This window comes from Pseudomonas sp. Marseille-QA0892, assembly GCF_054950135.1.
In genome coordinates this window covers 3557840-3584283 of record NZ_CM143104.1, presented here as the reverse complement: position 1 = coordinate 3584283, position 26444 = coordinate 3557840, and the positions used below count along the sequence as shown (strand labels likewise).

The following is a 26444-nucleotide window of genomic DNA, read 5'->3' as shown; positions in this document are numbered from 1 at the left end:
GAGAAATGGCTCGTTACATTGGTCCCAAGTGCAAACTGTCCCGTCGTGAAGGTACCGACCTCTTCCTGAAGAGTGGTGCGCGCGCGCTCGAATCCAAGTGCAACATCGAACAGGCTCCAGGCCAGCACGGCGCTCGCCGTGGCCGTCTGTCTGATTACGGCACCCAGCTGCGTGAGAAGCAGAAAGTCCGCCGTATCTACGGTGTGCTTGAGCGCCAGTTCAGCGGTTACTACAAGGAAGCAGCCCGTCGTAAGGGTGCTACCGGCGAGAACCTGCTGCAACTGCTCGAGTCGCGTCTGGATAACGTCGTCTATCGTATGGGCTTTGGCGCTACCCGCGCAGAGTCCCGTCAGCTCGTGTCCCACAAGACCATCAGCGTCAACGGCAAGACCGTGAACGTTCCTTCGTACCAGGTTCAGCCAGGTGACGTTGTGGCCGTCCGTGAGAAGTCGAAGAACCAGCTTCGCATCGCCTCGGCGCTCGATCTGTGCGCACAGCGTGGCCGCGTAGAGTGGGTTGATGTAGACGCTGAGAAGAAGTCCGGTGTTTTCAAAAGCGTGCCGGCACGTAGCGATCTTTCTGCCGACATCAACGAAAACCTGATTGTCGAGCTCTACTCCAAGTAAGGGCTAGAAATAGGTGCAATCCATGCAGAGTTCGGTAAATGAGTTCCTGACCCCTCGCCACATCGATGTGCAAGCGGTCAGTCAAACCCGCGCCAAGATCACGCTCGAGCCGCTCGAGCGTGGCTTCGGCCATACCCTGGGCAACGCGCTGCGCCGCATCCTGTTGTCCTCAATGCCTGGCTGCGCTGTGGTCGAGGTCGAGATCGATGGTGTGCTCCACGAGTACAGCGCGATCGAAGGTGTGCAGGAAGACGTTATTGAAATCCTGCTCAACATGAAAGGTCTGGCGGTCAAGCTTCACGGCCGTGACGAAGTGACTCTGACGCTGAACAAAAAAGGTCCAGGTCCTGTCACCGCTGCAGACATTCAGCTGGATCACGATGTCGAGATCGTCAACGGCGATCACGTCATCGCAAACCTGTCCGATAATGGCTCGCTGAGCATGAAGCTCACCGTTGCCCGTGGACGTGGTTACGAGCCTGCTGATGCTCGCCAGAACGACGAAGACGAAAGCCGTAGCATTGGCCGTCTGCAATTGGACGCATCCTTCAGCCCCGTACGCCGCGTAGCCTACGTTGTTGAAAACGCTCGTGTAGAGCAGCGCACCAACCTGGACAAGCTGGTTCTCGACCTCGAGACCAACGGCACGCTCGATCCTGAAGAGGCTATTCGCCGCGCCGCAACCATTCTGCAACAGCAGTTGGCTGCTTTCGTGGACCTCAAGGGTGACAGCGAGCCAGTGGTTATCGAGCAGGAAGACGAGATCGATCCGATCCTGCTTCGTCCAGTCGATGACCTCGAGCTGACCGTCCGTTCGGCCAACTGCCTTAAGGCAGAAAACATTTACTACATCGGTGACCTGATCCAGCGCACTGAAGTAGAGCTGTTGAAAACGCCGAACCTGGGCAAGAAGTCCCTGACCGAGATCAAGGACGTTCTGGCCTCGCGCGGTCTGTCGCTGGGTATGCGCCTCGACAACTGGCCTCCGGCAAGTCTGAAGAAAGACGATAAGGCCACGGCCTGATCGTCATCATCACCGAACGAGAAAGTTTGGTAAGGAATTGAACCATGCGTCATCGTAAAAGTGGCCGTCACCTCAGCCGCACCAGCGCTCACCGCAAGGCCATGTTCCAGAACATGGCAGTGTCGCTGTTCGAGCATGAGCTGATCAAAACTACTCTGCCGAAAGCCAAGGAACTACGCCGCGTTGCTGAGCCGCTGATTACCCTGGCCAAGGAAGACAGCGTTGCAAACCGCCGCCTGGCGTTTGACCGCACTCGCTCCAAAGCGGCTGTGGGTAAGCTCTTCAACGACCTCGGCAAGCGTTATGCCAACCGTCAGGGCGGATACCTTCGCATCCTGAAGTGCGGGTTCCGCGCGGGTGACAACGCACCGATGGCTTTTGTCGAGCTGGTTGACCGTCCGGTTTCCGGGCAGGTTGAAACCGCCGAGTAAAGCGCTTCAAGAAAAAGCCGGGCTTTTGCTCGGCTTTTTTTATGTCTGCAGTAAAAGTGAAAATCTATTAGGTATGTTCGCCTAATAAATTGTATCTAGCGGCCGCTCCGCTTTTAAACTTCTGCTCATGGTTGGCCCAGACGGGTCAGCAGTCCACATTGAATGAGGAAAAGCCATGAGCGACAGTACGGAAGGCAAATGCCCGTTTTCAGGCCATATCAAGAAAGCTGAGGGTTCAGCTTCGGTGACGCACACCGCGGGTTCCGGTACAACCAACCGTGATTGGTGGCCCAACCAGCTTCGGGTGGATCTGCTGAATCAGCACTCGTCCAAGAGTAATCCGCTTGGTGAAGGTTTTGATTACAGCAAAGCGTTCAGCGAGCTCGACCTAGAGGCAGTCAAGCGCGATCTTCGCGCTCTGATGACTGACTCCCAAGAGTGGTGGCCGGCCGACTTCGGGCATTACGGGCCTCTTTTTGTCCGTATGGCCTGGCACAGCGCAGGGACATATCGTACCGGTGACGGTCGCGGGGGCGCGGGCCGCGGGCAGCAGCGGTTCGCCCCGCTGAACAGCTGGCCGGACAACGTCAGCCTCGATAAAGCCCGCCGTCTGCTTTGGCCGATCAAGAAAAAGTACGGTCAGAGTATCTCTTGGGCCGACCTCCTAATTCTTACCGGTAATGTCGCCCTTGAATCGATGGGCTTCAAGACCTTCGGTTTTGCTGGCGGTCGTGCCGACACGTGGGAGCCGGATCAGGACGTCTACTGGGGCGTCGAGAAAACCTGGCTCGGCGGCGATGAACGTTACGGTAAAACGCCGGGTGACCGTGGCGCTGTGACCGCCGATGCGTCTCAGCATGGCCACGAACAGGACAGGACGGACAGCCAGGGTCGTAACCTCGAGAACCCGCTCGCGGCGGTCCAGATGGGTCTTATCTACGTGAATCCTGAAGGCCCTGAAGGCAATCCTGACCCGGTCGCGGCTGCTCATGACATTCGCGAAACGTTTGCACGTATGGCAATGAATGACGAGGAAACCGTTGCGCTGATCGCGGGTGGCCATACCTTTGGTAAAACGCACGGTGCAGGTGCTGCAGAACACGTCGGTGCGGACCCAGAGGCGAGTGATCTGGAAAACCAGGGCCTGGGTTGGGCGAACTCGTTCGGTAGCGGCAAGGGTGGCGACACGATCACCAGCGGCCTTGAAGTAACCTGGACGCAGACGCCCGCGGAATGGAGCCACTACTTCTTCGAGAACCTTTTCAAGTATGAATGGGAGTTAACGAAGAGTCCGGCCGGCGCGCATCAGTGGGTCGCGAAGGACGCTGGGAACGTCATTCCTGATGCGCACGACGCGTCGAAATCGCACCGCCCAACGATGCTGACAACTGATCTCTCGCTGCGTGTGGATCCTGCTTACGAAAAAATTTCTCGGCACTTCCTCGAGAACCCGGACGCCTTCGCTGACGCTTTTGCACGTGCCTGGTTCAAGTTGACACACCGCGATATGGGGCCGCGCGCCCGTTACCTCGGCAGTGATGTCCCAGCTGAAGAGTTGATCTGGCAAGACCCTATCCCTGTGCTCAACCATCCGGTGGTCGAGGCGGATGACATCGCGGCGCTCAAGGCCAAGGTGCTCGCATCCGGGCTCTCGGTTTCCGAACTCGTGGGTACCGCCTGGGCATCGGCATCTACTTTCCGTGGTTCTGACATGCGAGGTGGCGCCAACGGGGCACGCATTCGCCTTGCGCCTCAGAAGGACTGGGTTGCGAACCAGCCTGAGCAGCTGGCCAAGGTGCTCCGCGCACTGGAAGCGGTCCAGACTGAGTTTAATAGCGCGAACGCTGGCGGTAAGCAGGTTTCGCTGGCTGACCTTATCGTGCTAGCTGGATCGGCCGGTATAGAGCAGGCCGCGAAGGCAGCCGGCCATGCGGTTGAAGTTCCATTTGCCGCCGGTCGTATGGATGCATCCCAGGACCAGACAGATGTGGAATCCTTTGCTGTGCTGGAGCCGGTTGCGGATGGTTTCCGCAACTTCCTTAAGAACTGTTACAGCGTGCCAGCAGAAGCGTTGCTGATCGATAAGGCGCAGTTGCTGACGCTCACGGCGCCTGAGCTCACTGTGCTCATTGGCGGATTGCGTGCGATCAACATCAATTTCGGCGGCGCCCAGCACGGGGTGTTCACCAAGCGCCCAGGCATGTTGACCAATGATTATTTTGCAAATCTGCTGGACATGGATACGGCGTGGAAGGCCGTTTCGGATGACCGCGAGCTGTTCGAAGGACGCGATCGCAAGACCGGTGAGTTGAAGTGGACGGCCACTCGGGTCGATCTGGTGTTCGGTTCGAACTCCATCCTCCGGGCGCTCGCGGAAGTCTATGCAGGTGAGGGCGCAGAAGCGAAGTTCCTTCAAGACTTCATCGCTGCCTGGACGAAGGTGATGAACCTGGACCGCTTCGATCTGAAGTAAGTCATCGTGTAGTACGACGAAGCCCCGCATTTGCGGGGCTTCGTCGTTTCAAGGGCTCATCCACGCCATGACTATTCGCCGACGATCAGCAACGGGTTGAAACCGCTCCGATCGAACTCGCCCGCTTCGGCTAGCGCGAAGTCCAACGGCAAGCTGCCAAGATCATCAGCCAGTGGTTCGGCTGACAGATGAAATTCGCGCGTAACGATCTTAAGGTAGCTGTTGCAGTCGCCGCATACTTCCGCACTGACCGGACCCGCTTGCTTGCCACCTTCATCTTCAAGACTGAGGTACCGAATATGACCACTGCCGTCGCAAACGCTGCAGCGTGACCGTTCCAGGTACCATTCAGTCGAGCAAAGCCCACAATGCAGATACCGGACGCCGCTTCGTTCCTTGTCCACATGGATGTAGCTCACGGCAGGCGCTGAGCCGCAGCACGGGCACAACGCACGCGAATCCTTTGCTGGCCGCCCCGGAGGTTTGGGCAGGACATACGCCATACGTACCCAGGCAATCTGAAGGGCAGCGGAAACGAAAGGCATCGCTGCGCGATCCTCGGCCGAGCCCGATTCCCCATTCAGGATCTGTTCGGCGAGCGCATCGAGCTTTTCCCGGGTTGCGTTGCGCAGGATGGCGACACGGGGCCGCTGTTGCTCGGCCAGGCGAGGCTCGAGGATGTCGAGCAGAGCGGAAAGCTCCGAAGGCCAGTCCACGTCTCGCCGCAAGGCATCAACGCCCAACGGTGGCATTCCATGCTCGAGGGCGAGGGAAAATGCTTCGGGCCCAGGCACCCAAGCGGCGGTGTGCTCCGTCAGTACGATGTCTTGCGCCTGTACCAGCCTTGCCATGAAGCCGAGGTACTCGGCCATCTCGCCGCCTTTGTCCGACAACGCCTTCAAGCGCCTTGCACGGAACGAAAAAACGTCCTTTCCAGGCAATACGACCGGATGGGGATCCATGATCCCCGTGGGTGAGCTTCCGTATTCGTGACTCATGGCGTTCCCTTCGACGGCTGGTGATGATCATTCATCGCAGCCGTAGGACTGCCATCCGGTCGGCTTTTCTCCCTGCGCTCCTGCTCGACAATTTCGTCATACCACAGCCGATGGTGATGCTTGGCCCAGGCACGGCTCACACGGCCCTGTGTCATCGCACGGAACGACCCCTTTACCCAGATCGCCGAATAGACGTGGATGATCAGGGTGACGATCGCCAAGAACCCAACGTACGCATGGACCAGGACAGAGAAGCGCAGCCACTCGCGCGGCAGGATGTCGGCGAAGTAGGGGCGCCAAATGAAAAAGCCGGAGATAAGCAAAACCGGCACACTCAGCACCATCAGCCAATACACCAGTTTCTGCCCGGGATTGTTCGCACCAATTGGCGGTGCGAGTTCATCGCGGTTGCTCAGTACATCACCCAGGTGCTTGACCCACTCGATGTCGTGGCGCTTGAACAAGTTCACCTTGAAGAAGCGCACAGCCATGATGAAGAAGAACACCGACATCACGACACCAATGAACGGATGGAGAATCCGCGCCATTGTCGGACCGCCGAACAGCGCGGTCAGATCGAAGAAGAACGGATGGAAGAACGCCAGTCCGCTCAGCGTTAGGCACACGAAGGTGATCGCAATGATCCAGTGGTTCAGGCGACTGAACGTGCTGTAACGCAGGATGCCCTTTTCGTTACTCGACGGCGTCATTTGCGATCCTCCTCACGCGCTTCCTCGCGGATTTCCTCGTCTGGTGTGTCCTCAGGCTCTTCCTTGGGCCCCTTGGTGATGTAGTGCGCGAACCCGGCCAGCGCGGTCAGGCCCAGCATCATCGACATCAATGGCTTGGTGATGCCTTTCCACATACCCACCATGGGGCTGATGCGGGGATCCTTCGGCAGGTTGCTATAGATCTCAGGCTTGTCGGCGTGCTGCAGCACGTACATCACATGCGTACCGCCTACGCCTTCCGGATCGTACAGCCCAGCGTTCGCGTAACCGCGATCGTTGAGCTGGCCGACGCGCATGTGCGCGTGTTCGGTCATGTCCTCCTTGGTGCCGAACATGATGGCGCCCGTGGGGCACGACTTCACACACGCCGGCTCCAAGCCGTGGTACACCCGGTCCGAGCATAACGTGCACTTGTACGCTTTCTGATCCTTCTTGGAGATACGCGGGATGTTGAAGGGGCAGCCGGCAACGCAGTAACCGCAGCCGATGCAGTGCTCGGAGTTGAAGTCCACGATGCCGTTGGCGTACTGCACAATTGCGCCTGGTGCCGGGCAGGCGATGAGGCAGCCCGGCTCGGCACAATGCATGCAGTTATCCTTGCGGATCAGCCATTCCAGCGTGCCTTGCTCGTTCACGTACTCATCAAAACGCATGAGCTGGAACGTGTTCGGGCTCAGATCCGCCGGGTTGTTGTAGCTGCCTTCGCAGGTGCCGACCTCGTCGCGCAGGTCGTTCCACTCAGAGCAGGCCACCTGGCATGCCTTACAGCCAATACAGCGACTGATGTCGATGAGCTTGGCCACCTGCGCCACGCCACCGTCGCGCTCGTGCGGCGACGCTTCGGTCGTGGCCGAACGCCGCACGATGTTCTGAAGGTTGATTTGATCGCCTCTCATGATTCCGGTCTCCTCATGCCTTCTCGACGTTCACCAGGAACGACTTGAACTCTGGTGTCTGCGTATTGGCATCGCCCACGACGGGCGTCAGCGAGTTGGTCAGGAACCCCTTGCGTGCGACCCCCTTGAAGCCCCAGTGAATCGGAATACCGACCTGGTGCACCGTCTGCCCATCGATTTGCAGCTTGTGGATGCGCTTGGTCACCACGGCCTTGGCCTTGATATAGCCACGCTTGGAGGTGACTTTCACCACGTCGCCGCCCTTGATGCCGAGCTCCTCTGCCAGATCTTCACCGATTTCCACGAACTTCTCCGGCTGCGCAATCGCATTGAGGAGCGAGTGCGTCGTCCAGAAGTGGAAATGTTCGGTCAGCCGGTAAGTTGTCGCGGCATAGGGAAACTCGTGACGCGTCCCGAACTGCGCTCGGTCCTTCTCGAACACTCGCGCGGCCGGATTGTTTTTCGCAGCCGGATTGTTCGGATGCAGCGGGTTGCGATCCAGCGGCGACTCGAAGGGCTCGTAGTGCTCGGGGAATGGACCCTCGGCCATCATGCTGCCGGCGAAGAAATGCCCAATACCCTCCTGATTGAGGATGAACGGACCGGCGTTGGCCTCGGGTGGTGACGTCCAGGGAAAGTCTGGTACGTCTGGGCCTGCCCAACGTTCACCGTTCCACCAGATGAGCCGCTTCTCGGGCGCCCACGAAGTACCGTCTGGCCGGGCGCTGGCACGGTTGTAGAGAATCCGCCGGTTGAGCGGCCAGGACCATGCCCAGCCGAGCGTGACGCCGACGTTGTACGGGTCGGCGTTGTCGCGCCGGTCCATATTGTTGCCGGCACGTGTCCAGGCGCCGGAATAGATCCAGCATCCGCATGCCGTGCTGCCGTCATCCGCGAGGAAGCCGAAGTCGTCGAGGAGGTCGCCCTTCTTGTGGGAGATTGTCCCGTTCGGCCCTGGCAGGTCAGCCAGTGCACGTCCGTTGTACTCCTGAGCGATGTCCTCGGGGTTCGGCTCTTCCGGATTGGGGTAGGGCCACGTGAGGTTGAGGATCGGGTCGGGGAAAGCGCCGCCTTCATCGCGATACATCTGCTGTAGCCGATGGAATATGCCGGCCATGATGGCGACGTCTGGACGCGCCTCGCCGGGCGGCGGCGCTGCACGCCAGTGCCATTGCAACCAGCGACAGCTGTTTACAATCGTGCCGTTTTCTTCGGCAAAGCACGTCGTCGGTAGGCGGAACACCTCAGTCTGTATCTGCGAGGGGTCGACGTCGTTCAGCTCACCGTGGTTCTTCCAGAACTCCGTCGTCTCGATGTCCAGCGGGTCCATCACCACCAGGTACTTGAGCTTCGACATCGCTTCCAGACTCTTGGTCTTGTTCGGGAAGGACGCCAGGAAATTGAAGCCCTGGCACATGTAGCCGGTGATCTCACCGTTATGCATGCGCTCGATGGTGTGGAGTACGTCGTAAAGCGGTTCCGTCAGTTTGGGTAGCCAGTCGTAGCACCAATCGTTTTCTGCTGTCGCCGCATCGCCGAACCAGGACTTCATGAGGCTGACATGGAAGCGCTTGAAGTACTTCCAGTACGAAACCTGCCCGGGGCGCAGCGGTTGCTTGGCACGGCGCTCGATATAGCCGTCGAAATCCTGCTCCTCGTGCGAGGGGAGTCGGATGTAGCCAGGCAGCTGGTTGGAGAGCAGTCCGAGGTCGGTAAGCCCCTGGATGTTGGAGTGCCCGCGCAGAGCGTTCACGCCCCCGCCCAACTGGCCGATGTTGCCAAGGAGCATCTGGACCATGGCCCCGGAGCGGATCATCTGCGCGCCCACCGAATGCTGTGTCCAGCCCAGTGCGTACAGGATCGTCATGGTCTTGTTGTCTGCGGCAGTCTCGGCGATCAAGCCCCAGATGTGTTCGAGCTGATCCTTGGTGATCCCGCAGATACGCTCGACCATGTCGATGGTGTAGCGGCTGTAATGCTGGCGCATCAGCTGGTACACGCAGCGTGGATGCTGGAGCGTCGGGTCTTCCTTCACCATGCCGTCTTCGCCGAACTCGTAGCTCCAGCTCGACTTTTCATAGTGGCGCACGTCGTCCTGCTTGTAGCCGGAGAACAGCCCGTCGTGGAAGCCGTAGTCTTCCTTCACGATGATCGCAACGTCAGTGTACGCCTTCACGTATTCGTGATTGATCTGGTCGGTGGTCAACAGGTAGTTGATCAGTCCGCCCATGAAGGCAATGTCGGTACCCGTACGGATGGTGGCGCGGTAGTCCGCCACTGCGCCCGTGCGCGTGTACCGGGGGTCGATCGAGATCAGCTTGGCGTTGTTCTTTTCCTTCGCTTCCACGACCCAGCGGAATCCCACAGGATGTGCTTCAGCGGAGTTTCCTCCCATTGAGAGAATCAGGTTGGCGTTACGGATGTCCGTCCAGGAATTCGTCATCGCACCGCGACCGTATGTTGGGGCAAGACCTGCCACCGTCGGTCCGTGTCAAACGCGTGCCTGGTTGTCGATTGCCACCATGCCGAGACTGCGCACAACGCGCTGAGTCAAGTAAGCCGTCTCGTTGGACGTTGCCGACGCGGCCAAGAACCCGGTCGTTGTCCAGTGGTTCACCACATGCCCATGTTGGTCGCGCGTTACGAAATTCTTGTCGCGGTCATCTTTCATGTGCCGGGCGATGCGATCGAGCGCCTCGTTCCAGCTGATGCGCTTCCACTCGTTGGTGCCGGGTTCGCGCACCTCGGGGTGGGAGAGGCGCGATTCGCTCTTGATGAAGTCGAGCACGCCTGCGCCACGCGGGCATAGCGAGCCGCGGCTGACCGGGTGATCCGGATCACCTTCAACGTGGTAAATCTCGCCCACTGTGTTGATGCTTCCGTCGCCGCGCGTATAGAGCAGCATGCCGCAGCCTACGGAACAGTACGTACAGGTGTTGCGGGTCACAGTGGCAGCGGTAAGTTTGAAGTGGCGAATCGACGCCAGCGCGGGTTCGGGGGCGAAGCCCAGCATGGCCATGCTGGATGTCGCTACGCCGGTCGCGCTTAATTTTAAGAAGCTTCTTCGCGAAACTCGGACAGACATTGAAAATACTCCAGGCACATCACGGTCATGAGGTTCGTGTCCTAAGAGTTCCCTGTCGTTCCCTTCAATTTGACATCCAATCGACGGGTCACACGGCAAGCCAGGCGCCGAATTAGACCGTTCGTGCCCGTTTGGAGGCGACCGCCGCTGCGCTGTATCCCGCGGATTGCAACGCCTGAGCGCCGCCTGGCGGACCTGGCGAGGCGCGCAGTTTTCTGTGTAAAAGCGGGCAGTTACGTTCGTCGGAAAGTTATCAAACGCCACCTGCAGCTTCGTTTCGAGGTCAGCTAGCCGGTTCGTTCGTTAATTTAACGCCATGGCACGATAAAAAAGCCCCGCATGAGCGGGGCTTGGTTTGCATCACGCGCGGTCGCGCTCAAGCAGGGGTCGCAGGAAGTGGCCCGTATGGGACTCTTTCACCCCGGAGATCTCCTCGGGTGTACCAGAAGCGATGATCTGGCCACCCTTCGAGCCGCCCTCCGGACCGAGGTCGACGATCCAGTCGGCGGTCTTGATGACGTCGAGGTTGTGCTCGATGACCACCACCGTATTGCCGTGATCGCGCAGGCGGTGCAGCACGTCGAGTAACTGCTGAATGTCCGCGAAGTGCAGACCCGTCGTTGGCTCGTCGAGGATGTAGAGCGTCTTGCCGGTGTCGCGCTTGGACAGCTCGCGGGACAACTTCACGCGTTGCGCTTCGCCGCCGGAGAGCGTGGTCGCACTCTGGCCCAGCTTGATGTACGAGAGCCCAACGTCCATGAGCGTCTGCAGCTTGCGGGCAAGTGCCGGTACCGCGTCGAAGAACTCGCGCGCTTCTTCGATGGTCATGTCGAGCACTTCCGTGATGCTCTTGCCCTTGTACTTCACTTCAAGGGTTTCGCGGTTATAGCGCTTGCCCTTGCAGACATCGCACGGCACGTAGATGTCTGGGAGGAAGTGCATCTCGACCTTGATCACGCCATCGCCCTGGCAGGCCTCGCAGCGACCGCCTTTCACGTTGAACGAGAAGCGGCCCGGGCCGTAGCCGCGGGAACGCGCTTCCGGCACACCCGCGAATAGCTCGCGGATAGGGGTGAACAGGCCAGTGTAGGTCGCCGGGTTCGAGCGGGGCGTTCTGCCGATCGGGCTCTGGTCGATGTCGACGACCTTGTCCAGGTGCTGCAAGCCGTCGAAGCTGTCATGCGGCGCGACTTCCAGTGTCGTCGCGCCATTCAGCGCCGTCGCCGTGATCGGGAAGAGGGTGTTGTTGATCAGCGTCGACTTGCCCGAGCCCGAGACACCGGTGATGCAGGTCAGCAGGCCCACCGGGATTTCCAGGTCCACCTTGCGCAGGTTGTTGCCACGCGCACCCTTGAGCTTGAGCAGACGCTTCTTGTCTCGCGGCGTGCGCTGGGCCGGGTAGCGGATCTTTTCACGGCCAGAGAGGTATTTACCGGTCAGCGACGCAGGGTGCTGCATCACTTCGTCCGGTGTACCTTCCGCGACCACGCTCCCGCCGTGCACACCGGCGCCAGGTCCGATGTCCACCACATAGTCCGCCAGACGAATCGCATCCTCGTCGTGCTCGACGACGATCACCGTGTTGCCCAAGTCGCGCAAGTGGGTGAGCGTGCCGAGCAGTCGCTCGTTGTCGCGCTGGTGCAGGCCAATGCTCGGTTCGTCGAGGATGTACATGACGCCGACGAGCCCGGCACCGATCTGGCTGGCCAGACGGATCCGCTGGGCCTCGCCGCCTGACAGGGTGTCGGCACTGCGGTCGAGTGTCAGGTAATCGAGACCGACATTGACGAGGAACTGCAGGCGTTCCTGGATTTCTTTCAGGATCTTCGCGGCGATCTCGCCACGGCGCCCGGTCAGTGTCAGCCCCGAGAAATAGCCCGACGCGTCGCCCACCGGCATCGATGTGACGGCGGGCAGGGTCTTTTCACCTACCCATACGTGGCGTGCTTCGCGACGCAGCCGAGTGCCGCGGCAATCCGGGCATGGCTGCGTGCTGAGCAGCTTTGCCAGATCCTCGCGAACGCTCTGGGATTCGGTCTCACGGTAGCGACGCTCCAGATTCGGAATGATGCCCTCGAATGGGTGAGCGCGTTTGACGATGTCGCCACGGTCGTTGAGGTAGCGAAAATCCACATTCTCCCGCCCCGACCCCATGAGCACGACTTTCTGGTGCTCGGCTGACAGCGCGTTGAACGGTACTTCCAGGCTGAAGCCGTAATGCGCCGCCAGGGAGCCCAGCATCTGGAAGTAATAGACGTTGCGGCGATCCCAGCCGCGAATGGCCCCTTCGGCAAGGGTCAGCTCGCCGTTCACGACGCGGCGGGCGTCGAAGAACTGCTTCACACCCAGGCCGTCGCAGGTCGGGCAGGCGCCGGCGGGGTTGTTGAACGAGAACAGCTTCGGCTCGAGTTCACTGATCGAATGCCCGCAGACAGGGCAGGCGAAGCGTGCGGAGAAAATCGTTTCCTCGGCGCTCTCATCGTCCATCGAGACGACCAGGGCGATTCCGTCGGCCAGGCCCAGTGCCGTCTCGAACGATTCCGCCAGGCGCTGCTGCAGGTCGGCGCGTACCTTGAAGCGATCCACGACGACGTCGATGGAGTGCTTCTTCTGCTTGTCGAGCTTTGGCAGCTCGTCCAACTCATATAGCTTGCCGTTCACGCGGGCGCGAACGAAGCCTTGGGCGCGCATCTCTTCGAACACGGACAGGTGCTCGCCCTTGCGCTCGCGCACGATCGGCGCCAGCAGCATAAGACGGCTGCTTTCTGGCATTGCCAGGACCTGATCGACCATTTGGCTGACGGTCTGTGCCTCGAGCGGGATGTCGTGATCCGGGCAGCGTGGTGTGCCGACCCGCGCATACAGCAGGCGCAGATAGTCGTAGATTTCCGTGATGGTGCCGACGGTGGAACGCGGGTTGTGCGACGTCGACTTTTGCTCGATCGAGATCGCCGGGGAGAGGCCCTCGATGGTGTCGACGTCGGGCTTTTCCATCATCGACAGGAACTGGCGGGCGTACGCCGAGAGCGATTCCACATAGCGGCGCTGGCCTTCGGCATACAGGGTATCGAAGGCGAGGGAAGACTTGCCCGATCCCGACAGGCCGGTGATGACGATCAGCTTGTCACGGGGCAGGGTCAGGTCGACGTTCTTCAGGTTGTGGGTGCGTGCCCCACGGATCAGGATCTTGTCCAAAACGGCCTCGTGTGGCGGGCAGGAAACCCGCGAGTATAAGGTGGCTCGAAAGCGAGCGGCAAAGACGCGCGGTATTCCGCCGTGGTTGACGGGGATTGCGTGTGATCAGGGTTGAGCAGGGGCGCGAAGCGCGTGAAAGCCTGGCGCGGAGCGCAAGCTGCAATACGGGCGTGCGGCGTGTTGGATGAGGTCGAAGCCCGAGCCGCGTAGGGCGCGACGACTCCCAGGGATATGGGGGCGCCTCGCTCGATTCCAAGGCAATGGCGACGTACGGTCCAAACCGCGCACGCGCTCTTTGTAGGGGGCAACAGGAATGTGCGCGTGGACGAACGTCCACACGAGGCGGAGTGGGTAAGGGCTGCGACAATCGCACCCCGATCAAGGCTGTGATCAAACACCAACACATGCCACCCGTACTGATAGAATCGCGCCGCATTCCGCGGCATCCGTATTTAGAGGTAATTGATGCACGACCCACACGGTGAGCGCATGGACGCCCGTGAAACCCGCGCTGCCGGCGGGCTTGCCCTGGTTTTTGCCTTTCGCATGCTGGGCATGTTCATGGTCTTGCCGGTCCTGTCGACCTACGGCATGGACCTGGCCGACGCAACGCCTGCTCTCATAGGACTGGCCATCGGGGCCTATGGTTTAACTCAAGCCTTCCTGCAAATTCCGTTGGGGATCGTCTCTGACCGGATCGGCCGGCTGCCGGTCATCGTCGTCGGCTTGATCGTATTTGCGCTAGGCAGTGTCCTTGCGGCCTACGCCGACAGCATCTGGGGGGTGATCGCCGGCCGCGTCCTGCAAGGCGCTGGCGCGATATCCGCCGCCGTCATGGCGTTGCTCTCCGATCTGACGCGAGAGCAACACCGCACCAAGGCCATGGCACTGATTGGCATGAGTATCGGCCTGTCCTTCGCCATTGCGATGGTCGCGGGCCCGTTGCTGACGGGAGCGTTTGGGCTTTCAGGGCTGTTCTGGAGCACGGGCGCCATGGCGTTGGTCGGCCTGTTCGTCGTCCTGTTCGTGGTGCCGCGTCCGGATCGGATGCTCCAGCATCGTGAGTCGGGCGTCGCCAGGCAGGCGCTGGGCCGAACGCTTCGCCACCGTGAATTGATTCGTCTGGACGTCGGCATCTTCGCGCTGCATGCGATCCTGATGGCCAGTTTCATCGCGGTGCCGCTGGCGCTCGTCGAGCGCGGCCACTTGCCCAAGGAGCAGCATTGGTGGGTGTACCTGAGCGCGTTGTTCATCAGCTTCTTTGCCATGGTGCCGTTCATCATCTATGGCGAGAAGAAGCGGCGGATGAAGCATGTGCTGGTGGGGGCAATTGCCCTGTTGATGCTCTGCGAACTTTACTTCTGGCTGTTCGCCGATAGCCTGCGCGCGATCGTGATTGGCGTTCTGCTGTTCTTCACGGCGTTCAACCTGCTGGAGGCTTCGTTGCCGTCACTGGTCAGCAAGGTCGCGCCCGCTGGCGGCAAGGGGACCGCAATGGGGGTGTACTCGACAAGCCAGTTCCTGGGATCCGCGCTGGGTGGCGTAATGGGTGGCTGGCTGTACCAGCATGGCGGTCTGTCGGGGGTTTACCTCGGATGTGCGGCGCTCGCTCTTCTATGGCTCGGCTTTGCTGTTACTATGCGCGAACCTCCATACGTAACCAGCCTGCGCGTCCCGCTTTCTGCGGCGGCGCTTGCCGTGAGCGGATTGGCTGAACGGCTGAAGGCAGAGCCCGGAGTGGCGGATGCCGTCGTGGTGGCCGAAGAGGCTGCCCTCTATGTGAAGATGGATACCAAACAACTGGACCGCGCGTCGCTGGAGCGTCTTATCCAGGCGGCGTGCTGAAAGAACAGATTAGGAGAACGTCATGGCCCGTGGGGTTAACAAAGTCATTCTGGTCGGGACCTGCGGACAGGACCCTGAAACCCGTTACCTGCCCAGCGGTAATGCGGTTACCAACCTGAGCCTGGCGACCAGCGAGCAGTGGACCGACAAGCAGACCGGTCAGCGCGTCGAGAAGACCGAATGGCACCGCGTCGCACTGTTCGGCAAGGTTGCCGAGATTGCTGGTGAGTACCTGCGCAAGGGCTCCCAGGTTTACATCGAAGGCAAGCTGCAGACTCGCGAGTGGGAGAAGGACGGCGTCAAGCGCTACACCACCGAGATCATTGTTGACATGCAGGGCACCATGCAGCTGCTGGGCGGCCGCAACAATAATGAAGGCGGCGACAGCAGCTACAGCAACAGTGCCCCGCGTCAGCAGCGCCCCCAGCAGGCCGCACCTCGCCAAGAGCAACAGCAGCGTCCGCAACAGCAGCCTGCTCAGCAACCCGCGCCGGACTACGATAGCTTCGACGACGACATTCCGTTCTGATCGACGCCTGTAGCACGTAGCAAAGATCTGAAAACCCTGCCCCCAAGGCAGGGTTTTCTCGTTCTGGGTCAGCGATTGACGACCCGGGCGGGTAGCGCGATCACGAGCGCGGCGCCCAGCAGGAGGCACGCGGCGAATATCCACAGGGCGATCTGCGCGCTCTGAAAGAGCTCCATCACCAGCCCCATGAGCGAGTTGCCCACCAGGCCCGCGATATTGGCGAGCGAACACGCGAGGGCGAACCCGGTGGCGGCGGCTGTCCCCTTGAGGAACGTAGCCGGCAGGCTGAAGAACACCGGCACCGCGCCGATGACGGCAGCAAAGGCAATCGAGAAGAAGACGACCGTCCCGGTTGGGCTGTGGCTGAAGAAGGTGCTCGCGAACATCGCAGCGGCGCCGATCAGGAAGGGGACGATGATGTGCCAACGACGTTCCCTGAAACGGTCCGAACTGGCGCCCAGCAGCAGCATGCTGACGAGTGCGGCGAGGCTCGGGATGGCCGTCAGTAATCCAATCTCGAAGGTGTCGACGACACCTGCGTTGCGTAGGAAGGTCGGTAGCCAGAAGCCGATCGCGTAGGCGCTGAGCAAAATGGCGAAATCGATACCGCCCAGCATCCAGACCTTGAGGTTGAAGAAGCCCTGGCGGAACGACACGTTGCGGCTGGGGTTTTCCGCCTCGTCGGCGCGCAGTCTCTCCTCGAGTACACGGCGCTCGTCGGCGCTGAGCCAACGGGCATCGGCAGGGCGGTTTGGCAGACAGAACAGGCAGGCGATACCCAGCACGACGGTGGGGATGGCTTCCAGCAAAAACAGCCATTGCCATCCATGGAGCCCGGCAGACATGTCGAACGTACGCATGATCCAGCCCGAGAGCGGCCCACCGATCAGGCTGGACAGCGGAAGGCCCGTCATGAACAGCGCGATGATGCGGCCACGTCGGTAGGACGGAAACCAGTACGTCAGGTAAAAGAGCACGCCTGGGAGGAAGCCGGCTTCGGCTGCGCCGAGCAGAAAGCGCAAGAGATAGAAGTGCCAAGGCTCGGTAACGAGCATGGTCGCGCCGGAAAGGAGACCCCATGTGACCATGATCCTGGCGATCCACAGGCGGGCGCCCACGCGCTGTAGGACCAGGTTGCTGGGCACCTCGAACAGGATATAGCCCACGAAGAACAGGCCTGCGCCGAGCCCGTAGGCGGCTTCGCTGAAATGCAACTGCTCCAGCATCTGCAGCTTCGCAAAACCCACGTTGATCCGGTCAAGGTAGGCTGCGAGGTAGCAGAAGCAAAGAAAGGGGATGAGCCGCAAGGTGATCTTGCGATAGATCGCGTCCTGAGAGACCTCGGTCATGGCCGACTCCATTAGGGCAGGTGAGGGTCGCGGGCGGGGAGCGGCACGATTGTACGGTTTGTAATCGAGACGTCACGGGGAAATAAAAAAACGCCGCAAATGCGGCGTTTCGGTGTGCGCAAGGCTTAACCCTGTGAAGGCTCCTTGCGCATGGTGCGTTCATTGATAGCGCGGGCGCGCTTGAAATTCCAACCCAGGAAGATACGCGATACCAGGTTGTCACGGCTGTGCGGCTCGCCATAGTGGAACAGGACGGTCGAACGCAGCACCTTGGGATCGCATGGTTCATTGGCGTGCAACGTGCGGTAGCCCCAGAAGAAGTAGGCATTGCCAGGCTTGATCTTGATGGTCGTCGGCTTCAGCCAGCCCCGCTTGACGGCAAACGTGACGAGCTTCTGGGTCAGGGTGTTCTGCATGAACGCTTTCTCCAGTACGTTGAAGTACAGGTTCTTGCGAATCGGGCGCAGGTTTGGGAAGCAGATGAAGTCGCCGCAATAGCGCCCCTCGGTCGGAATGACCAATGGGATAAGTGCGGTAAGAGCCGCCGCGTCGTAATGAAAGTAGTACGACTCCCGTTTGCCGGTCCTGCCCTGCAAGCATCGTAGGGCCGGGAAGATATCAGGCGAACGCGGTGGCTCACCCAGGCCAGCCTCGTAGATCTGGCGGAACAGATTCGTCACTGATGGCGACACGCTGATGTTCTCGAAGATGCTGCCTTTGACGGCATCGATGCCCTGCATGGCGAAGTATTCGTGGTCGTGGCGCTCGACCTCGAACTTGACGTGGTTGCGAGCGGTTTCCAGTTGTTCGTCGGACAGAAATCCCTCAATGACAGCGTATCCCTGTCGCTCCATGTCGGCGATGATGCGAGGCACGACATGAGGGTCAGCTTTCAGGAAATCGGGCATTTGGTATGGCTTCCTAGACTGTAGGTTTCGACGTTTCACGCTAATCGGCTGGCCCATTCCTTGAGCCCTTATTTGTTATGCAACGTGGCCGCTGATACCAGCGGCGGAAGTCGTATCAGTCACTCCGGTGTTCAACGGCAGACGTGTCTTGAGTGGCAAAAAACTGCATGCCAATCACCCGGGACAGCGAAGCGGCCAACGGCGAGAAAGGCGAAAGTTCCGGCCCTCTCGTCGGGGTCCTGCTCTGGAGTCGAAAAGCACCAAGTGGTTCAGCCTGCTGACAGGTTTTGTTGCGATAAACCGCAAAGTGGTCCTGTATTTCAGATGATCGGTATAGTGGCCTTTGGACACCCGTCTTAGAGCGGTTCGTTGCCTCTTTAGCGATCATCCGGGGCATATGGCTCCGACCAGAATTGTGATTCCCGGGCTTGCGTGACGTCCTAATGCAAAACCCGCAGAATACGCGGCTAGCTGTTCGGTCCTGCATCTGCAGGGACCGACTTACCGATTAGGGGATCAATCATTCGATGCGTATGCGCCTGTTATTGCTGGGCGGGGGGAGTGCTCTTGGCCAGGCTCTGATTCGCCAGGGCGCTGAGGAGGACATCAGCTTCCTGGCACCGCGTCCGCCTGAGGCGGGTTGGGACGCCGCCGCCCTCACGCAGCTGCTGGACGATACGCGCCCGGACGTCGTCATCAACCTTGCCTATTACTTCGACTGGTTCCAGGCCGCGCATGTCGAGCAAACCATGCTTGCTCCGCAAGAGCGTGCCGTCGAACGCCTTGCCGAACTCTGCCAGCACCACGACATGGTTCTTGTGCAGCCGTCGAGCTATCGCATCTTCGATGGCGCCCGAACCATGGCTTATGGCGAGACGGATGATCCCAATCCGTTGGAAATTCGCGGTCAGGCATTGTGGCGCATGGAGCAAAGCGTACGAGAGATTTGCCCTCGCCATGTCCTGTTACGCTTCGGCTGGTTGCTCGATGACAGCCTCGAGGGCGTCATGGATCGCTTTCTGAAGCTCGCTGAACATCAGCAGGAGCTTTTCCTCGCCGATGATCGCCGTGGTAGTCCAACCCCGATCGATGACGCCGCCAGGGTACTGCTGGCCGTCTTGAAGCAGCTCGACTGCGCAGCGCCCCTGTGGGGCGCATACCACTATGGCGGCCATGAGGCGACAACACCTCTGGCGCTGGGGCAGGCTGTGCTGGCGGAAGCGCGTACACGGCGGGAGCTCGCGGTCTGCGAGCTTGCGCCGCAGCCCCATGGTGCAACGCCGGACGCTCGCTTCGAGCCGCAAAACGGCGTTCTGGCCTGCAAGAAGATCCTCCATACCTTTGGCGTTAAACCACGTGCCTGGCGCGCAGGCTTGCCGGCCTTGCTGGACCGCTACTACAGACAGTTCTAAGGAATCATCATGAACGGCGACGCCCCAATTCTGGTTACCGGCGGTGCAGGCTTCATCGGCTCGCATCTGGTCGACGCCCTGCTGGGTCGCGGCCACCGTGTGCGGGTCCTGGACGATCTATCGACGGGCAAGTGGGCGAACCTGCCCGCGCCGAGCGACCGCCTCGAGCTGGTCGAGGGCGATGTCGCTGACGCTGCTCTGGTACAGCGCAGTGTGGCTGGATGCAGCGCCGTTGCGCATTTGGCAGCGGTAGCATCGGTTCAGGCGTCTGTTGACGATCCGGTCAGTACCCACCGCAGCAATTTCATTGCGACGCTCAATGTCTGCGAAGCCATGCGGACATCAGGCGTGAAGCGCGTACTGTTCGCGTCCAGCGCAGCCGTGTATGGGCCGAATGGCGAAGGTGAGCCCATCGCCGAAGACACACCCAAATCCCCGATGACACCGTACGCAGTCGATAAGCTCGCCAGCGAGCAGTACCTCGACTTTTATCGGCACCAGCATGGTCTTGAGCCGGCTATCTTCCGGTTTTTCAACGTATTCGGTCCGCGGCAGGACCCATCCTCGCCTTACTCCGGCGTGATCAGCATTTTCACCACGCGGGCACGCACCGGGCAGGCCATCACGCTGTTTGGCGATGGAGAGCAGACACGTGATTTCATCTATGTGGGCGATCTTGCCAAATTGCTCGTACAGGCACTGGAAGCGCCTCAATCTCATGCGGGTGCAATCAATGTGGGCCTGAACCGCGCGACCAGCCTCAACCAATTGCTGGCCGAGATCGGTGGGCTGGTCGGCGGCCTGCCGCCGGTGACGCATGCGGATGCCCGGGCGGGTGATATACGTCATTCCCGCGCCAATAACAGTCGCCTGCTGGCAAGCTACGCGTTAGGAGAGCCGACTTCACTAAAGGATGGGTTGGCGCGCTTGCTGGGCCAGTAGAAACGAGAAAGGCCCGGTCGATACCGGGCCTTTTCATGTACGTCGATCGGGCAGCGTTGCGATCAGAACTTGTAGCCCAGGCCGACCATATACACGAACGGATCGACATCCACGTCGACCTTCACCTTCTGGCCGCCATAGTTGGTCGTGCCCGTGGTCTCGATGTCGATGTAGCGCACTTGCGCGTTGAGCATCACGCGATCGGTCAGCATGTAGTCGACGCCTAGCTGCGCGGCCCAGCCCCACGAATCCTTCATGTCCAACCCGCTGAAGCCTTTTTGTTCGGCACCGCTGCTCAGGCTCGTATCGAAGAACCAGGTGTAGTTGATACCCGCGCCCACATACGGCTGGAAGGCCGAGCGGCTTTCAAGCGGGTAGTAGACGACGCTCAGGGTTGGCGGCAAATGCTTGAGTGTGCCGAGCTTGCCATTGAGGCCCGAGAACGCACCGGGCATGCCCGATACACCGACGTCATGCTGGAACGGCGTTGCTGCCAACAGCTCAACCCCGACGTGGTCCGTCACCATGTAGGCGAAGTTCAGGCCCAGCTGCGTGTCACTATTCAGCGTGGCCTTGGTGCCGGGTACCTTGGTGTCGAGGGCGCCCACCCAGATATCGCTGCTGCTCTCGTGCGGATCGACCGTAATGGCACCCGCGCGCAACAGGATGTCACCAGCCTGGTGTGCGCTGGCAAGCGGTGAGGCAATGGCCAGAGCGAGGGCGGAAAGGGTAAGCACTGACTTGCGCATGACATGCTCCATACAAATGAACGTTGGCTGCCGTCCATGTTAGGGAGCTAAGCAATGCGTGTTTTGACCTGGCTCAATGAAGCCATCAATCAATAAGGGAGGCGAGCCGGGCGTCTATTCGTAGGGATAGATCTGCTGCGCAGCCATGCGATAACCCGCGGTGGCGAGTTCGCTGGCGCTCTGCTGAACGTCCAATGGGCCTTCGATCCAGAAGGGCTGGTAGAGCTCGTCCAGTCGCACACCTTTTGGAGATGTCACATGGACGATCTGGTTGGACGGCGGGGGTGGCACGTGAATGCAGGCCCCGTAATACGGCACCAGCAAGAAGTCGGTGACGTACCCTTCATCGCTGATTTCCAGCGGCACGATATAGCCAGGCAGCTTGATCTCCTGGCCATTCAGCTGCTCATTGACCGGGGCGTCAGGCTCGGCCTGCATGGCCGCGGGGCCGCTTTCGGATAGCCCTTGTGAGAGGTCGTGCAATGGAATGGGTTCGGGCGCGGGCGCCGCGCCCGGTGGAATCAATTCTTCCCAGGACAGCTCGCGTACTGCCCCCCACGCCAGGCTGCTGGCAAGCACAAGGCAGGCGAGAAGGGAGGTACGCAGCATGGGCAATCTCACAAACGAACGGAAAGGCCATCGGTGAGCGATTGACGGTAGGCGCGCCACGCCGGCACGGCCCCCATCACAATCGCGGCACCGAGAATGCCGCCAAGCAGACCCCATTCGTGCGCTGTTGGCAAGACCATCGGCAGATCGAGCCCGTAGTTGGCGCGGACGTAACCGCTGGACACAGCGATGCCCAGGTACAGAAGCGCCACGCCCAACACGAGCCCTGCCACCGCCAGCGCAAAGGCCTCGAGGATCAGCAAGCCTGCGATATGGCGTGGCCGTGCACCGACGGAGCGAAGAATTGCCATCTCGCGGCGCCGTTCGTTAAGACTCGCCAGAATGGCCGTAAGCATGCCGATCAGCCCGACCAGTACGACAAACATTGAAACGATAAGCAGCGCCTGTTCAGCCGTGCCCATCAGGCTCCACAGCTCTTGTAGTGCCACTCCCGGAAGCACGGCCATGAGGGGCTCGCCGCGGTAGTCGTTGATCTGGCGCTGCAGCGCAAAGGTTGCAATCTTGCTCTTGAGGCCAAGCAGCGTAGCTGTGATGGCTTTGGGCTGAAGGTCCATTTCGCGCGCATCGTTTGCCGAGACCCGCGCATTCCCGCGTGCAGGTGCGCCGTTCTTCCAGTCGACGTGCAGGGCTTCCATCCCTTCCAACGAGATGTGAAGCGTGCGGTCGACGGGTGTCCCGGTGCGCTCGAGGATGCCGGACACCACGAACGGTTTGTCGTCATGCATTTGCAGGCTGACGGTCGAGACACCGTGCGCCAGGACGATCTCGTCGCCAAGCCGGTAACCGAGCGCCTTCGCGACCTCGGCACCCAGCACGACGTCGTAGAGGTCGTCGAACCACTTGCCTTCGGTCAGGCGCAGCGGTTGATTGCGGCCGTAGTGGTAGTGCTTGAAGTACTCTCCGTTGGTCCCGAGTACGCGGTAACCGCGGTGTGAATCACCCAGCGACAGCGGGATGGCCCAGTCGACCTGAGGATGGTTCGTCAGCGTCTCGAAACTTTCCCAGCGAATGTTGTTGGTGGCGTTGCCAATCCGGAAGACGGAATACAGCAACAGGTTCACCGAGCCGGAGCGGGCGCCTACGATCAGATCGGTGCCGCTGATGGTGCTGGCGAAACTCGTGCGCGTTTCGGTTCGCACGCGCTCCACGGCCAGCAGGAGGCATACGGATACGGCAATCGCGAAGACCGTCAGCAGCGCCGTGAAGCGTCGGTTGGAAAGGCTGGCCAGGGCCAGGCGCAACAGATACATCGTCAGACCTCCTGCGGCCGGGCTGCACGGTTCAGCTCCGACAGGGAAACGTCCCGATCGAAGAGCGGTGCGAGGCTCTGGTCATGGCTTACGAACAGCAGGCCTGCCTCGGAGGCGCGGCATTCGGCGAACAGCAGCTTTAGAAACCCTTCGCGCGCGTCGGCATCGAGCGCCGAGGTGGGCTCATCGGCGATGACCAGTTCAGGGCTGCCTATCAGTGCCCGCGCAGCGGCCACGCGCTGCTGCTGGCCGATGGAAAGCGTATCGGCGCGACGATCGAGCAGGTCGGCGCCGAGACCCAGCTGTTCCAGCAAATGCCTTATGGCCCCTGGCAGGCTGCCGTGACGCGCTTCGGCTCGCCCTGCGCGGACCTGAGAAAACCGGCATGGCAGCGCCACGTTCTCACCCACCGTAAGAAAGGGGAGAAGGTTGAACTGCTGGAAGATGTAGCCGGTGTGGTCGACACGGAATCGGTCGCGCTCACTGGATGACAGTGCGGCGAGGTCGTTACCGAGCAGGCGGACCTGCCCGCGCTTGACGGTTTGTACGCCCCCCAGCAGACCCAGCAGCGTCGTCTTGCCGCTGCCGCTTGGACCTTTCAGGAACAGGCTTTCGCCGGCGCTCAGGGTGAAGTGTGGGATATCAAGTAATTCAGGCTGGCCGGGCCAGGCAAAGCCCAGCTCGGTCAGTTCGATCAAGGGTGTAGTCATGTGTTCAGAAGGTGAGGCGTGGCTGTGCGGCCGTCAAGGTTTCGCCCTTCTGCCCGTTCGAACCAATGGCTTGGACGTTGACCTTCTCGGTGGCGGGGAACTGCTTGAAGAAGCCGGTCAGGTCGACACCCGTCACGGCGCCCACGTTGGTGCACGTGAAGCTGTACTCTGCGTCGATGTCGCTGTGGTCATGGTCATGGTCATGGTCATGGTCATGGTCATGGTCATGGTCATGATCGTGGTCCGCATGCTTTTCGGCATCGCCGTGGGCGTGCCCATCACCATGCTTGCGTTCGCCGTGCGCATGCCCTTCGCCCTCTTCAAAGAGGGCACTTTCCATACGGACATCGTTCATCTCGCATTTGGCTTCGGCCGGCAGGCCGAACAGGGCGCTGCCTTGCTTCAGTTGCTCGCGGGCTTTCTGGACCTTGGCCTTGTCTTCGGCGCTGGCGGCGGCATGTTCAAAACCGACCAGATTCATCGCCGGGCTATCCAGTGCAATCTCCAAGGCCTCTCCCTCAATCGCCACGTTCAGCGAGGCAACGCCGTGCACGTGTGCCCCCAGGCTGCCATGCTCGGCGTGATCATGATCGTGGCCTTCGTGTGCCATGGCCTGGCCAACGACGAGGGGCAGCGAGAGAAGGGCGAATGGGATAGCGAAACGCAGACGGGGCATGGCGAAATCATCCTGAGTGAGCTCATGAGGGTCGTAACGTTATAACAACTTTGCGCGGCCTGCTACCGATCATGGCGTGTTTGACCGCTTCATGGGACGATTCCCCACTGCATGACAGCAGGAGTGGACCATGAAGATACGCGGCACGATCGGACAATGGCCGGTCGACCTTACCATCGAGCTGGACGATCACGAGCTGTCGAGGATTGGCGCTTTGGCCGGTTCACCTTCAACACGTTCCGAGCAGCCTGCAACGCAACGCTCCGCGCCCGTGCCGACAGCTCAAGACCCGTGCTGGGAGGCGGCACAGGACCTGCTACGTCAGGCTGGCCAGATGGACGGCCCGGCATTGGCCGAGGCGCTGCAGGCGCTTACCGGCAGCGCGGCAGCTGCCAAGAAGTTATTGGTGCGGCTCCGGCACAGCGCGGACGTGCGCCTCGAAAGCGGCCCGCACGTCCAGATCTACCACTGGCAGCTGAACGGCCAATAGGGCCGCTTCACGTATCAGGAAGAACAGCTGATCTCCAGATGCTTACCCCAGTCAGGTGGCCGCTGGGCATAGCGATCTCGCCCGGGCTGGTCATCGAAGGGGCGCGAGAGTACGCCGTGCAGGGTACGAACGGGTTGGTAGTCACCGTTCTGCGCGGCTTCGATAGCTTCCTGAGCCAGATAATTACGCAGGATGTATTTGGGGTTCACTGCATGCAGGCGCTCGCGGCGCGCCTCCTCCGGCTCTTCCGGGCTACGCCTCTCGTATTGCTCTGCCCAGCTGTCGAAGCCCTTGAGATCAACGAAGTCGTTGCGCAGGGCACGCATGGCGTCCTGCGCCGATGACTCGCCCAGTCGGCGGAAGAACCCGGTGTAGTCGATCGCACTGCCTTGCATCAGTTGCAGCAGGCGCTGGACGAGCTCCGCATCGTCCTCGCGGTCGCTCTGCCAGCCAAGCCGGTGCCGCATCAGCGCCAGGTAATGGGCTTGGTATAACGGAAGGAAGAGATCCAGCGTGGCTTTCAGGTCGTCGACTTCAGCCAGCGGCGTCAACGCCTGGCCCAGCGCCGCAAGGTTCCAGTGTGCGATGGGCACCTGATTGCTGTAGCTGTAGCGGCCCGTGTCGTCCGAATGGTTGCAGATGTGATTGGCATCGAAATCATCGAGGAAGGCATACGGCCCGAAATCGAAGGTGATGCCGAGGATGGACATGTTGTCTGTGTTCATCACCCCGTGGCAGAAGCCATAAGCCTGCCAGTAGGCAATCATCTCGGCTGTCCGTTCCAGCACATCCCGGAAGAAGGCCACGACAGGCTTGGGTTGCTCGAGCGCTGCCGGGAAGTGCGATTCGATTACATGATCCACGAGTGTCTTGAGGGCGTCGTGCTGGCGCGTGTAGTAGAAATACTCGAAGTGGCCGAAGCGTACGTGGCTGGGGGCCAGGCGTAGCAGCATCGCGCCGGTTTCTCGCGTCTCGCGGTAGACGGGCGTATCCGAGCCTGTCACGCACAGCGCACGGGAGGACGGAATACCCAACGCGGCCAGATGTTCGCTTGCCAGGAATTCCCGGATGGAGCTTCGCAGCACGGCGCGGCCATCGCCCATGCGCGAGTAGGGCGTCTGCCCGGCGCCCTTGAGGTGCAGGTCCCAATATTCGCCGCGCTCGTTGATGACCTCGCCGAGCAGCAGCCCTCGTCCGTCCCCAAGCCGGGGGTTGTAGCCGCCGAATTGATGCCCCGAATAGACCATCGCACGAGGATCGGCCTCGCTCCATAGGGTGTGGCCGGCAAAAAGCTCCGCGAACTCGGTACGCTCGGCCTCGCTCGGCGGCAGGTCAAGCAGCGCCATGGCGGCAGGGCTTGCCACAACCAGGCGTGGCGCCTGAAGCGGGTCGGGCAATACGTGCGTGGAAAACGTATCGCCAAGGCGGGCGAAGCGGTTGTCGAAAACCAGATCGTCGAGCGTTTTCAAAAGCATCTCCAATGGCGCCCGACGAG

Annotated in this window: 22 protein-coding genes; 9 read left to right on the top strand and 13 right to left on the bottom strand. The window is 60.6% G+C overall.

Features of this window, described 5'->3' with window-relative positions; translation table 11 throughout:
* Positions 1 to 5: 5 nt before the first annotated feature.
* From rpsD to katG, 4 genes are all read left to right on the top strand, one after another.
* Positions 6 to 626 (top strand): 30S ribosomal protein S4, encoded by a 621-nt coding sequence (rpsD, locus tag ACY8D3_RS16675; protein ID WP_462379932.1) that lies wholly within the window; start codon positions 6 to 8, stop codon positions 624 to 626.
* 22 nt (positions 627 to 648) lie between these two features.
* Complete coding sequence (locus ACY8D3_RS16670; protein ID WP_462379931.1) at positions 649 to 1650, top strand: DNA-directed RNA polymerase subunit alpha; 1002 nt, start codon at positions 649 to 651, stop codon at positions 1648 to 1650.
* 44 nt (positions 1651 to 1694) lie between these two features.
* Positions 1695 to 2081 (top strand): 50S ribosomal protein L17, encoded by a 387-nt coding sequence (rplQ, locus tag ACY8D3_RS16665; RefSeq protein WP_462379930.1) that lies wholly within the window; start codon positions 1695 to 1697, stop codon positions 2079 to 2081.
* A gap of 175 nt (positions 2082 to 2256) precedes the next feature.
* Complete coding sequence (gene katG / locus ACY8D3_RS16660) at positions 2257 to 4554, top strand: catalase/peroxidase HPI (protein ID WP_462379929.1); 2298 nt, start codon at positions 2257 to 2259, stop codon at positions 4552 to 4554.
* A 71-nt stretch (positions 4555 to 4625) separates the two neighbouring features.
* Here katG and fdhE read toward each other — a convergent pair whose 3' ends face one another.
* The 5 genes from fdhE to uvrA form a co-directional block, all read right to left on the bottom strand.
* On the bottom strand, positions 4626 to 5552 hold the full coding sequence (gene fdhE / locus ACY8D3_RS16655) for a formate dehydrogenase accessory protein FdhE (RefSeq protein WP_462379928.1): 927 nt from the start codon (positions 5550 to 5552) through the stop codon (positions 4626 to 4628).
* Positions 5549 to 6262, bottom strand: a complete 714-nt coding sequence (locus tag ACY8D3_RS16650; RefSeq protein ID WP_462379927.1) for a formate dehydrogenase subunit gamma — start codon at positions 6260 to 6262, stop codon at positions 5549 to 5551. Before ACY8D3_RS16650 ends, fdhE begins: the two co-directional genes overlap by 4 nt.
* Positions 6259 to 7179, bottom strand: a complete 921-nt coding sequence (gene fdxH / locus ACY8D3_RS16645) for a formate dehydrogenase subunit beta (protein WP_462379926.1) — start codon at positions 7177 to 7179, stop codon at positions 6259 to 6261. Before fdxH ends, ACY8D3_RS16650 begins: the two co-directional genes overlap by 4 nt.
* Before the next feature lie 13 nt (positions 7180 to 7192).
* Positions 7193 to 10264: a formate dehydrogenase-N subunit alpha gene (fdnG, locus tag ACY8D3_RS16640; RefSeq protein WP_462379925.1), complete on the bottom strand. Its 3072-nt coding sequence runs from the start codon at positions 10262 to 10264 to the stop codon at positions 7193 to 7195.
* A gap of 360 nt (positions 10265 to 10624) precedes the next feature.
* A complete protein-coding gene (gene uvrA / locus ACY8D3_RS16635) occupies positions 10625 to 13459 on the bottom strand; it encodes an excinuclease ABC subunit UvrA (RefSeq protein ID WP_462379923.1) in 2835 nt (944 codons plus the stop codon).
* A gap of 465 nt (positions 13460 to 13924) precedes the next feature.
* Here uvrA and ACY8D3_RS16630 point away from each other — a divergent pair, with 465 nt between their 5' ends.
* Together ACY8D3_RS16630 and ACY8D3_RS16625 are read left to right on the top strand one after the other, a co-directional pair.
* Positions 13925 to 15304, top strand: a complete 1380-nt coding sequence (locus ACY8D3_RS16630) for an MFS transporter (RefSeq protein WP_462379922.1) — start codon at positions 13925 to 13927, stop codon at positions 15302 to 15304.
* Positions 15305 to 15326: 22 nt separating this feature from the next.
* Entirely contained in the window at positions 15327 to 15833 is a 507-nt protein-coding gene (locus ACY8D3_RS16625) for a single-stranded DNA-binding protein (protein WP_462379920.1), read from the top strand.
* A 68-nt stretch (positions 15834 to 15901) separates the two neighbouring features.
* On the opposite strand, the gene ACY8D3_RS16620 is transcribed toward ACY8D3_RS16625, so the two are convergent.
* Both ACY8D3_RS16620 and ACY8D3_RS16615 read right to left on the bottom strand, forming a co-directional pair.
* Complete coding sequence (locus ACY8D3_RS16620; RefSeq protein ID WP_462379919.1) at positions 15902 to 17182, bottom strand: MFS transporter; 1281 nt, start codon at positions 17180 to 17182, stop codon at positions 15902 to 15904.
* A gap of 125 nt (positions 17183 to 17307) precedes the next feature.
* Positions 17308 to 18090, bottom strand: coding sequence for a hypothetical protein (locus tag ACY8D3_RS16615; protein ID WP_462379917.1), 783 nt, complete (start codon positions 18088 to 18090; stop codon positions 17308 to 17310).
* Positions 18091 to 18617: 527 nt separating this feature from the next.
* On the opposite strand from ACY8D3_RS16615, the gene ACY8D3_RS16610 reads away from it, so the two are divergent.
* Together ACY8D3_RS16610 and ACY8D3_RS16605 are read left to right on the top strand one after the other, a co-directional pair.
* On the top strand, positions 18618 to 19502 hold the full coding sequence (locus tag ACY8D3_RS16610; protein ID WP_462379916.1) for a sugar nucleotide-binding protein: 885 nt from the start codon (positions 18618 to 18620) through the stop codon (positions 19500 to 19502).
* Positions 19503 to 19511: 9 nt separating this feature from the next.
* Positions 19512 to 20444, top strand: coding sequence for an NAD-dependent epimerase/dehydratase family protein (locus ACY8D3_RS16605; protein ID WP_462379915.1), 933 nt, complete (start codon positions 19512 to 19514; stop codon positions 20442 to 20444).
* 62 nt (positions 20445 to 20506) lie between these two features.
* Here the strand turns inward: ACY8D3_RS16605 and ACY8D3_RS16600 are convergent, their stop codons facing one another.
* The 5 genes from ACY8D3_RS16600 to ACY8D3_RS16580 all read right to left on the bottom strand — a co-directional run bounded on the left by ACY8D3_RS16600 (position 20507) and on the right by ACY8D3_RS16580 (position 24459).
* Positions 20507 to 21193 carry an OmpW/AlkL family protein gene (locus ACY8D3_RS16600; RefSeq protein WP_462379914.1) on the bottom strand — a complete coding sequence of 229 codons (687 nt, stop codon included), beginning with the start codon at positions 21191 to 21193 and terminating at the stop codon, positions 20507 to 20509.
* A gap of 114 nt (positions 21194 to 21307) precedes the next feature.
* A complete protein-coding gene (locus ACY8D3_RS16595) occupies positions 21308 to 21802 on the bottom strand; it encodes a DUF3299 domain-containing protein (protein WP_462379913.1) in 495 nt (164 codons plus the stop codon).
* 8 nt (positions 21803 to 21810) lie between these two features.
* Positions 21811 to 23073 carry an ABC transporter permease gene (locus ACY8D3_RS16590; protein WP_462379912.1) on the bottom strand — a complete coding sequence of 421 codons (1263 nt, stop codon included), beginning with the start codon at positions 23071 to 23073 and terminating at the stop codon, positions 21811 to 21813.
* Positions 23074 to 23075: 2 nt separating this feature from the next.
* Entirely contained in the window at positions 23076 to 23783 is a 708-nt protein-coding gene (locus tag ACY8D3_RS16585) for an ABC transporter ATP-binding protein (protein WP_462379911.1), read from the bottom strand.
* Positions 23784 to 23787: 4 nt separating this feature from the next.
* Positions 23788 to 24459 carry a DUF2796 domain-containing protein gene (locus tag ACY8D3_RS16580; protein WP_462379910.1) on the bottom strand — a complete coding sequence of 224 codons (672 nt, stop codon included), beginning with the start codon at positions 24457 to 24459 and terminating at the stop codon, positions 23788 to 23790.
* A 130-nt stretch (positions 24460 to 24589) separates the two neighbouring features.
* Here ACY8D3_RS16580 and ACY8D3_RS16575 point away from each other — a divergent pair, with 130 nt between their 5' ends.
* A complete protein-coding gene (locus ACY8D3_RS16575) occupies positions 24590 to 24949 on the top strand; it encodes a hypothetical protein (RefSeq protein ID WP_462379909.1) in 360 nt (119 codons plus the stop codon).
* A gap of 14 nt (positions 24950 to 24963) precedes the next feature.
* Here the strand turns inward: ACY8D3_RS16575 and selO are convergent, their stop codons facing one another.
* Positions 24964 to 26418, bottom strand: coding sequence for a protein adenylyltransferase SelO (gene selO, locus ACY8D3_RS16570; protein WP_462379908.1), 1455 nt, complete (start codon positions 26416 to 26418; stop codon positions 24964 to 24966).
* Between the last annotated feature and the right edge of the window lie 26 nt (positions 26419 to 26444).

Bases quoted from the DNA above. Each gene is read 5' to 3' on its own strand.
- rpsD (WP_462379932.1), top strand. From the start codon at position 6: ATGGCTCGTTACATTGGTCCCAAGTGCAAACTGTCCCGTCGTGAAGGT.
- ACY8D3_RS16670 (WP_462379931.1), top strand. From the start codon at position 649: ATGCAGAGTTCGGTAAATGAGTTCCTGACCCCTCGCCACATCGATGTG.
- rplQ (WP_462379930.1), top strand. From the start codon at position 1,695: ATGCGTCATCGTAAAAGTGGCCGTCACCTCAGCCGCACCAGCGCTCAC.
- katG (WP_462379929.1), top strand. From the start codon at position 2,257: ATGAGCGACAGTACGGAAGGCAAATGCCCGTTTTCAGGCCATATCAAG.
- fdhE (WP_462379928.1), bottom strand. From the start codon at position 5,552: ATGAGTCACGAATACGGAAGCTCACCCACGGGGATCATGGATCCCCAT.
- ACY8D3_RS16650 (WP_462379927.1), bottom strand. From the start codon at position 6,262: ATGACGCCGTCGAGTAACGAAAAGGGCATCCTGCGTTACAGCACGTTC.
- fdxH (WP_462379926.1), bottom strand. From the start codon at position 7,179: ATGAGAGGCGATCAAATCAACCTTCAGAACATCGTGCGGCGTTCGGCC.
- ACY8D3_RS16630 (WP_462379922.1), top strand. From the start codon at position 13,925: ATGCACGACCCACACGGTGAGCGCATGGACGCCCGTGAAACCCGCGCT.
- ACY8D3_RS16625 (WP_462379920.1), top strand. From the start codon at position 15,327: ATGGCCCGTGGGGTTAACAAAGTCATTCTGGTCGGGACCTGCGGACAG.
- ACY8D3_RS16620 (WP_462379919.1), bottom strand. From the start codon at position 17,182: ATGACCGAGGTCTCTCAGGACGCGATCTATCGCAAGATCACCTTGCGG.
- ACY8D3_RS16615 (WP_462379917.1), bottom strand. From the start codon at position 18,090: ATGCCCGATTTCCTGAAAGCTGACCCTCATGTCGTGCCTCGCATCATC.
- ACY8D3_RS16610 (WP_462379916.1), top strand. From the start codon at position 18,618: ATGCGTATGCGCCTGTTATTGCTGGGCGGGGGGAGTGCTCTTGGCCAG.
- ACY8D3_RS16605 (WP_462379915.1), top strand. From the start codon at position 19,512: ATGAACGGCGACGCCCCAATTCTGGTTACCGGCGGTGCAGGCTTCATC.
- ACY8D3_RS16600 (WP_462379914.1), bottom strand. From the start codon at position 21,193: ATGCGCAAGTCAGTGCTTACCCTTTCCGCCCTCGCTCTGGCCATTGCC.
- ACY8D3_RS16595 (WP_462379913.1), bottom strand. From the start codon at position 21,802: ATGCTGCGTACCTCCCTTCTCGCCTGCCTTGTGCTTGCCAGCAGCCTG.
- ACY8D3_RS16590 (WP_462379912.1), bottom strand. From the start codon at position 23,073: ATGTATCTGTTGCGCCTGGCCCTGGCCAGCCTTTCCAACCGACGCTTC.
- ACY8D3_RS16585 (WP_462379911.1), bottom strand. From the start codon at position 23,783: ATGACTACACCCTTGATCGAACTGACCGAGCTGGGCTTTGCCTGGCCC.
- ACY8D3_RS16580 (WP_462379910.1), bottom strand. From the start codon at position 24,459: ATGCCCCGTCTGCGTTTCGCTATCCCATTCGCCCTTCTCTCGCTGCCC.
- ACY8D3_RS16575 (WP_462379909.1), top strand. From the start codon at position 24,590: ATGAAGATACGCGGCACGATCGGACAATGGCCGGTCGACCTTACCATC.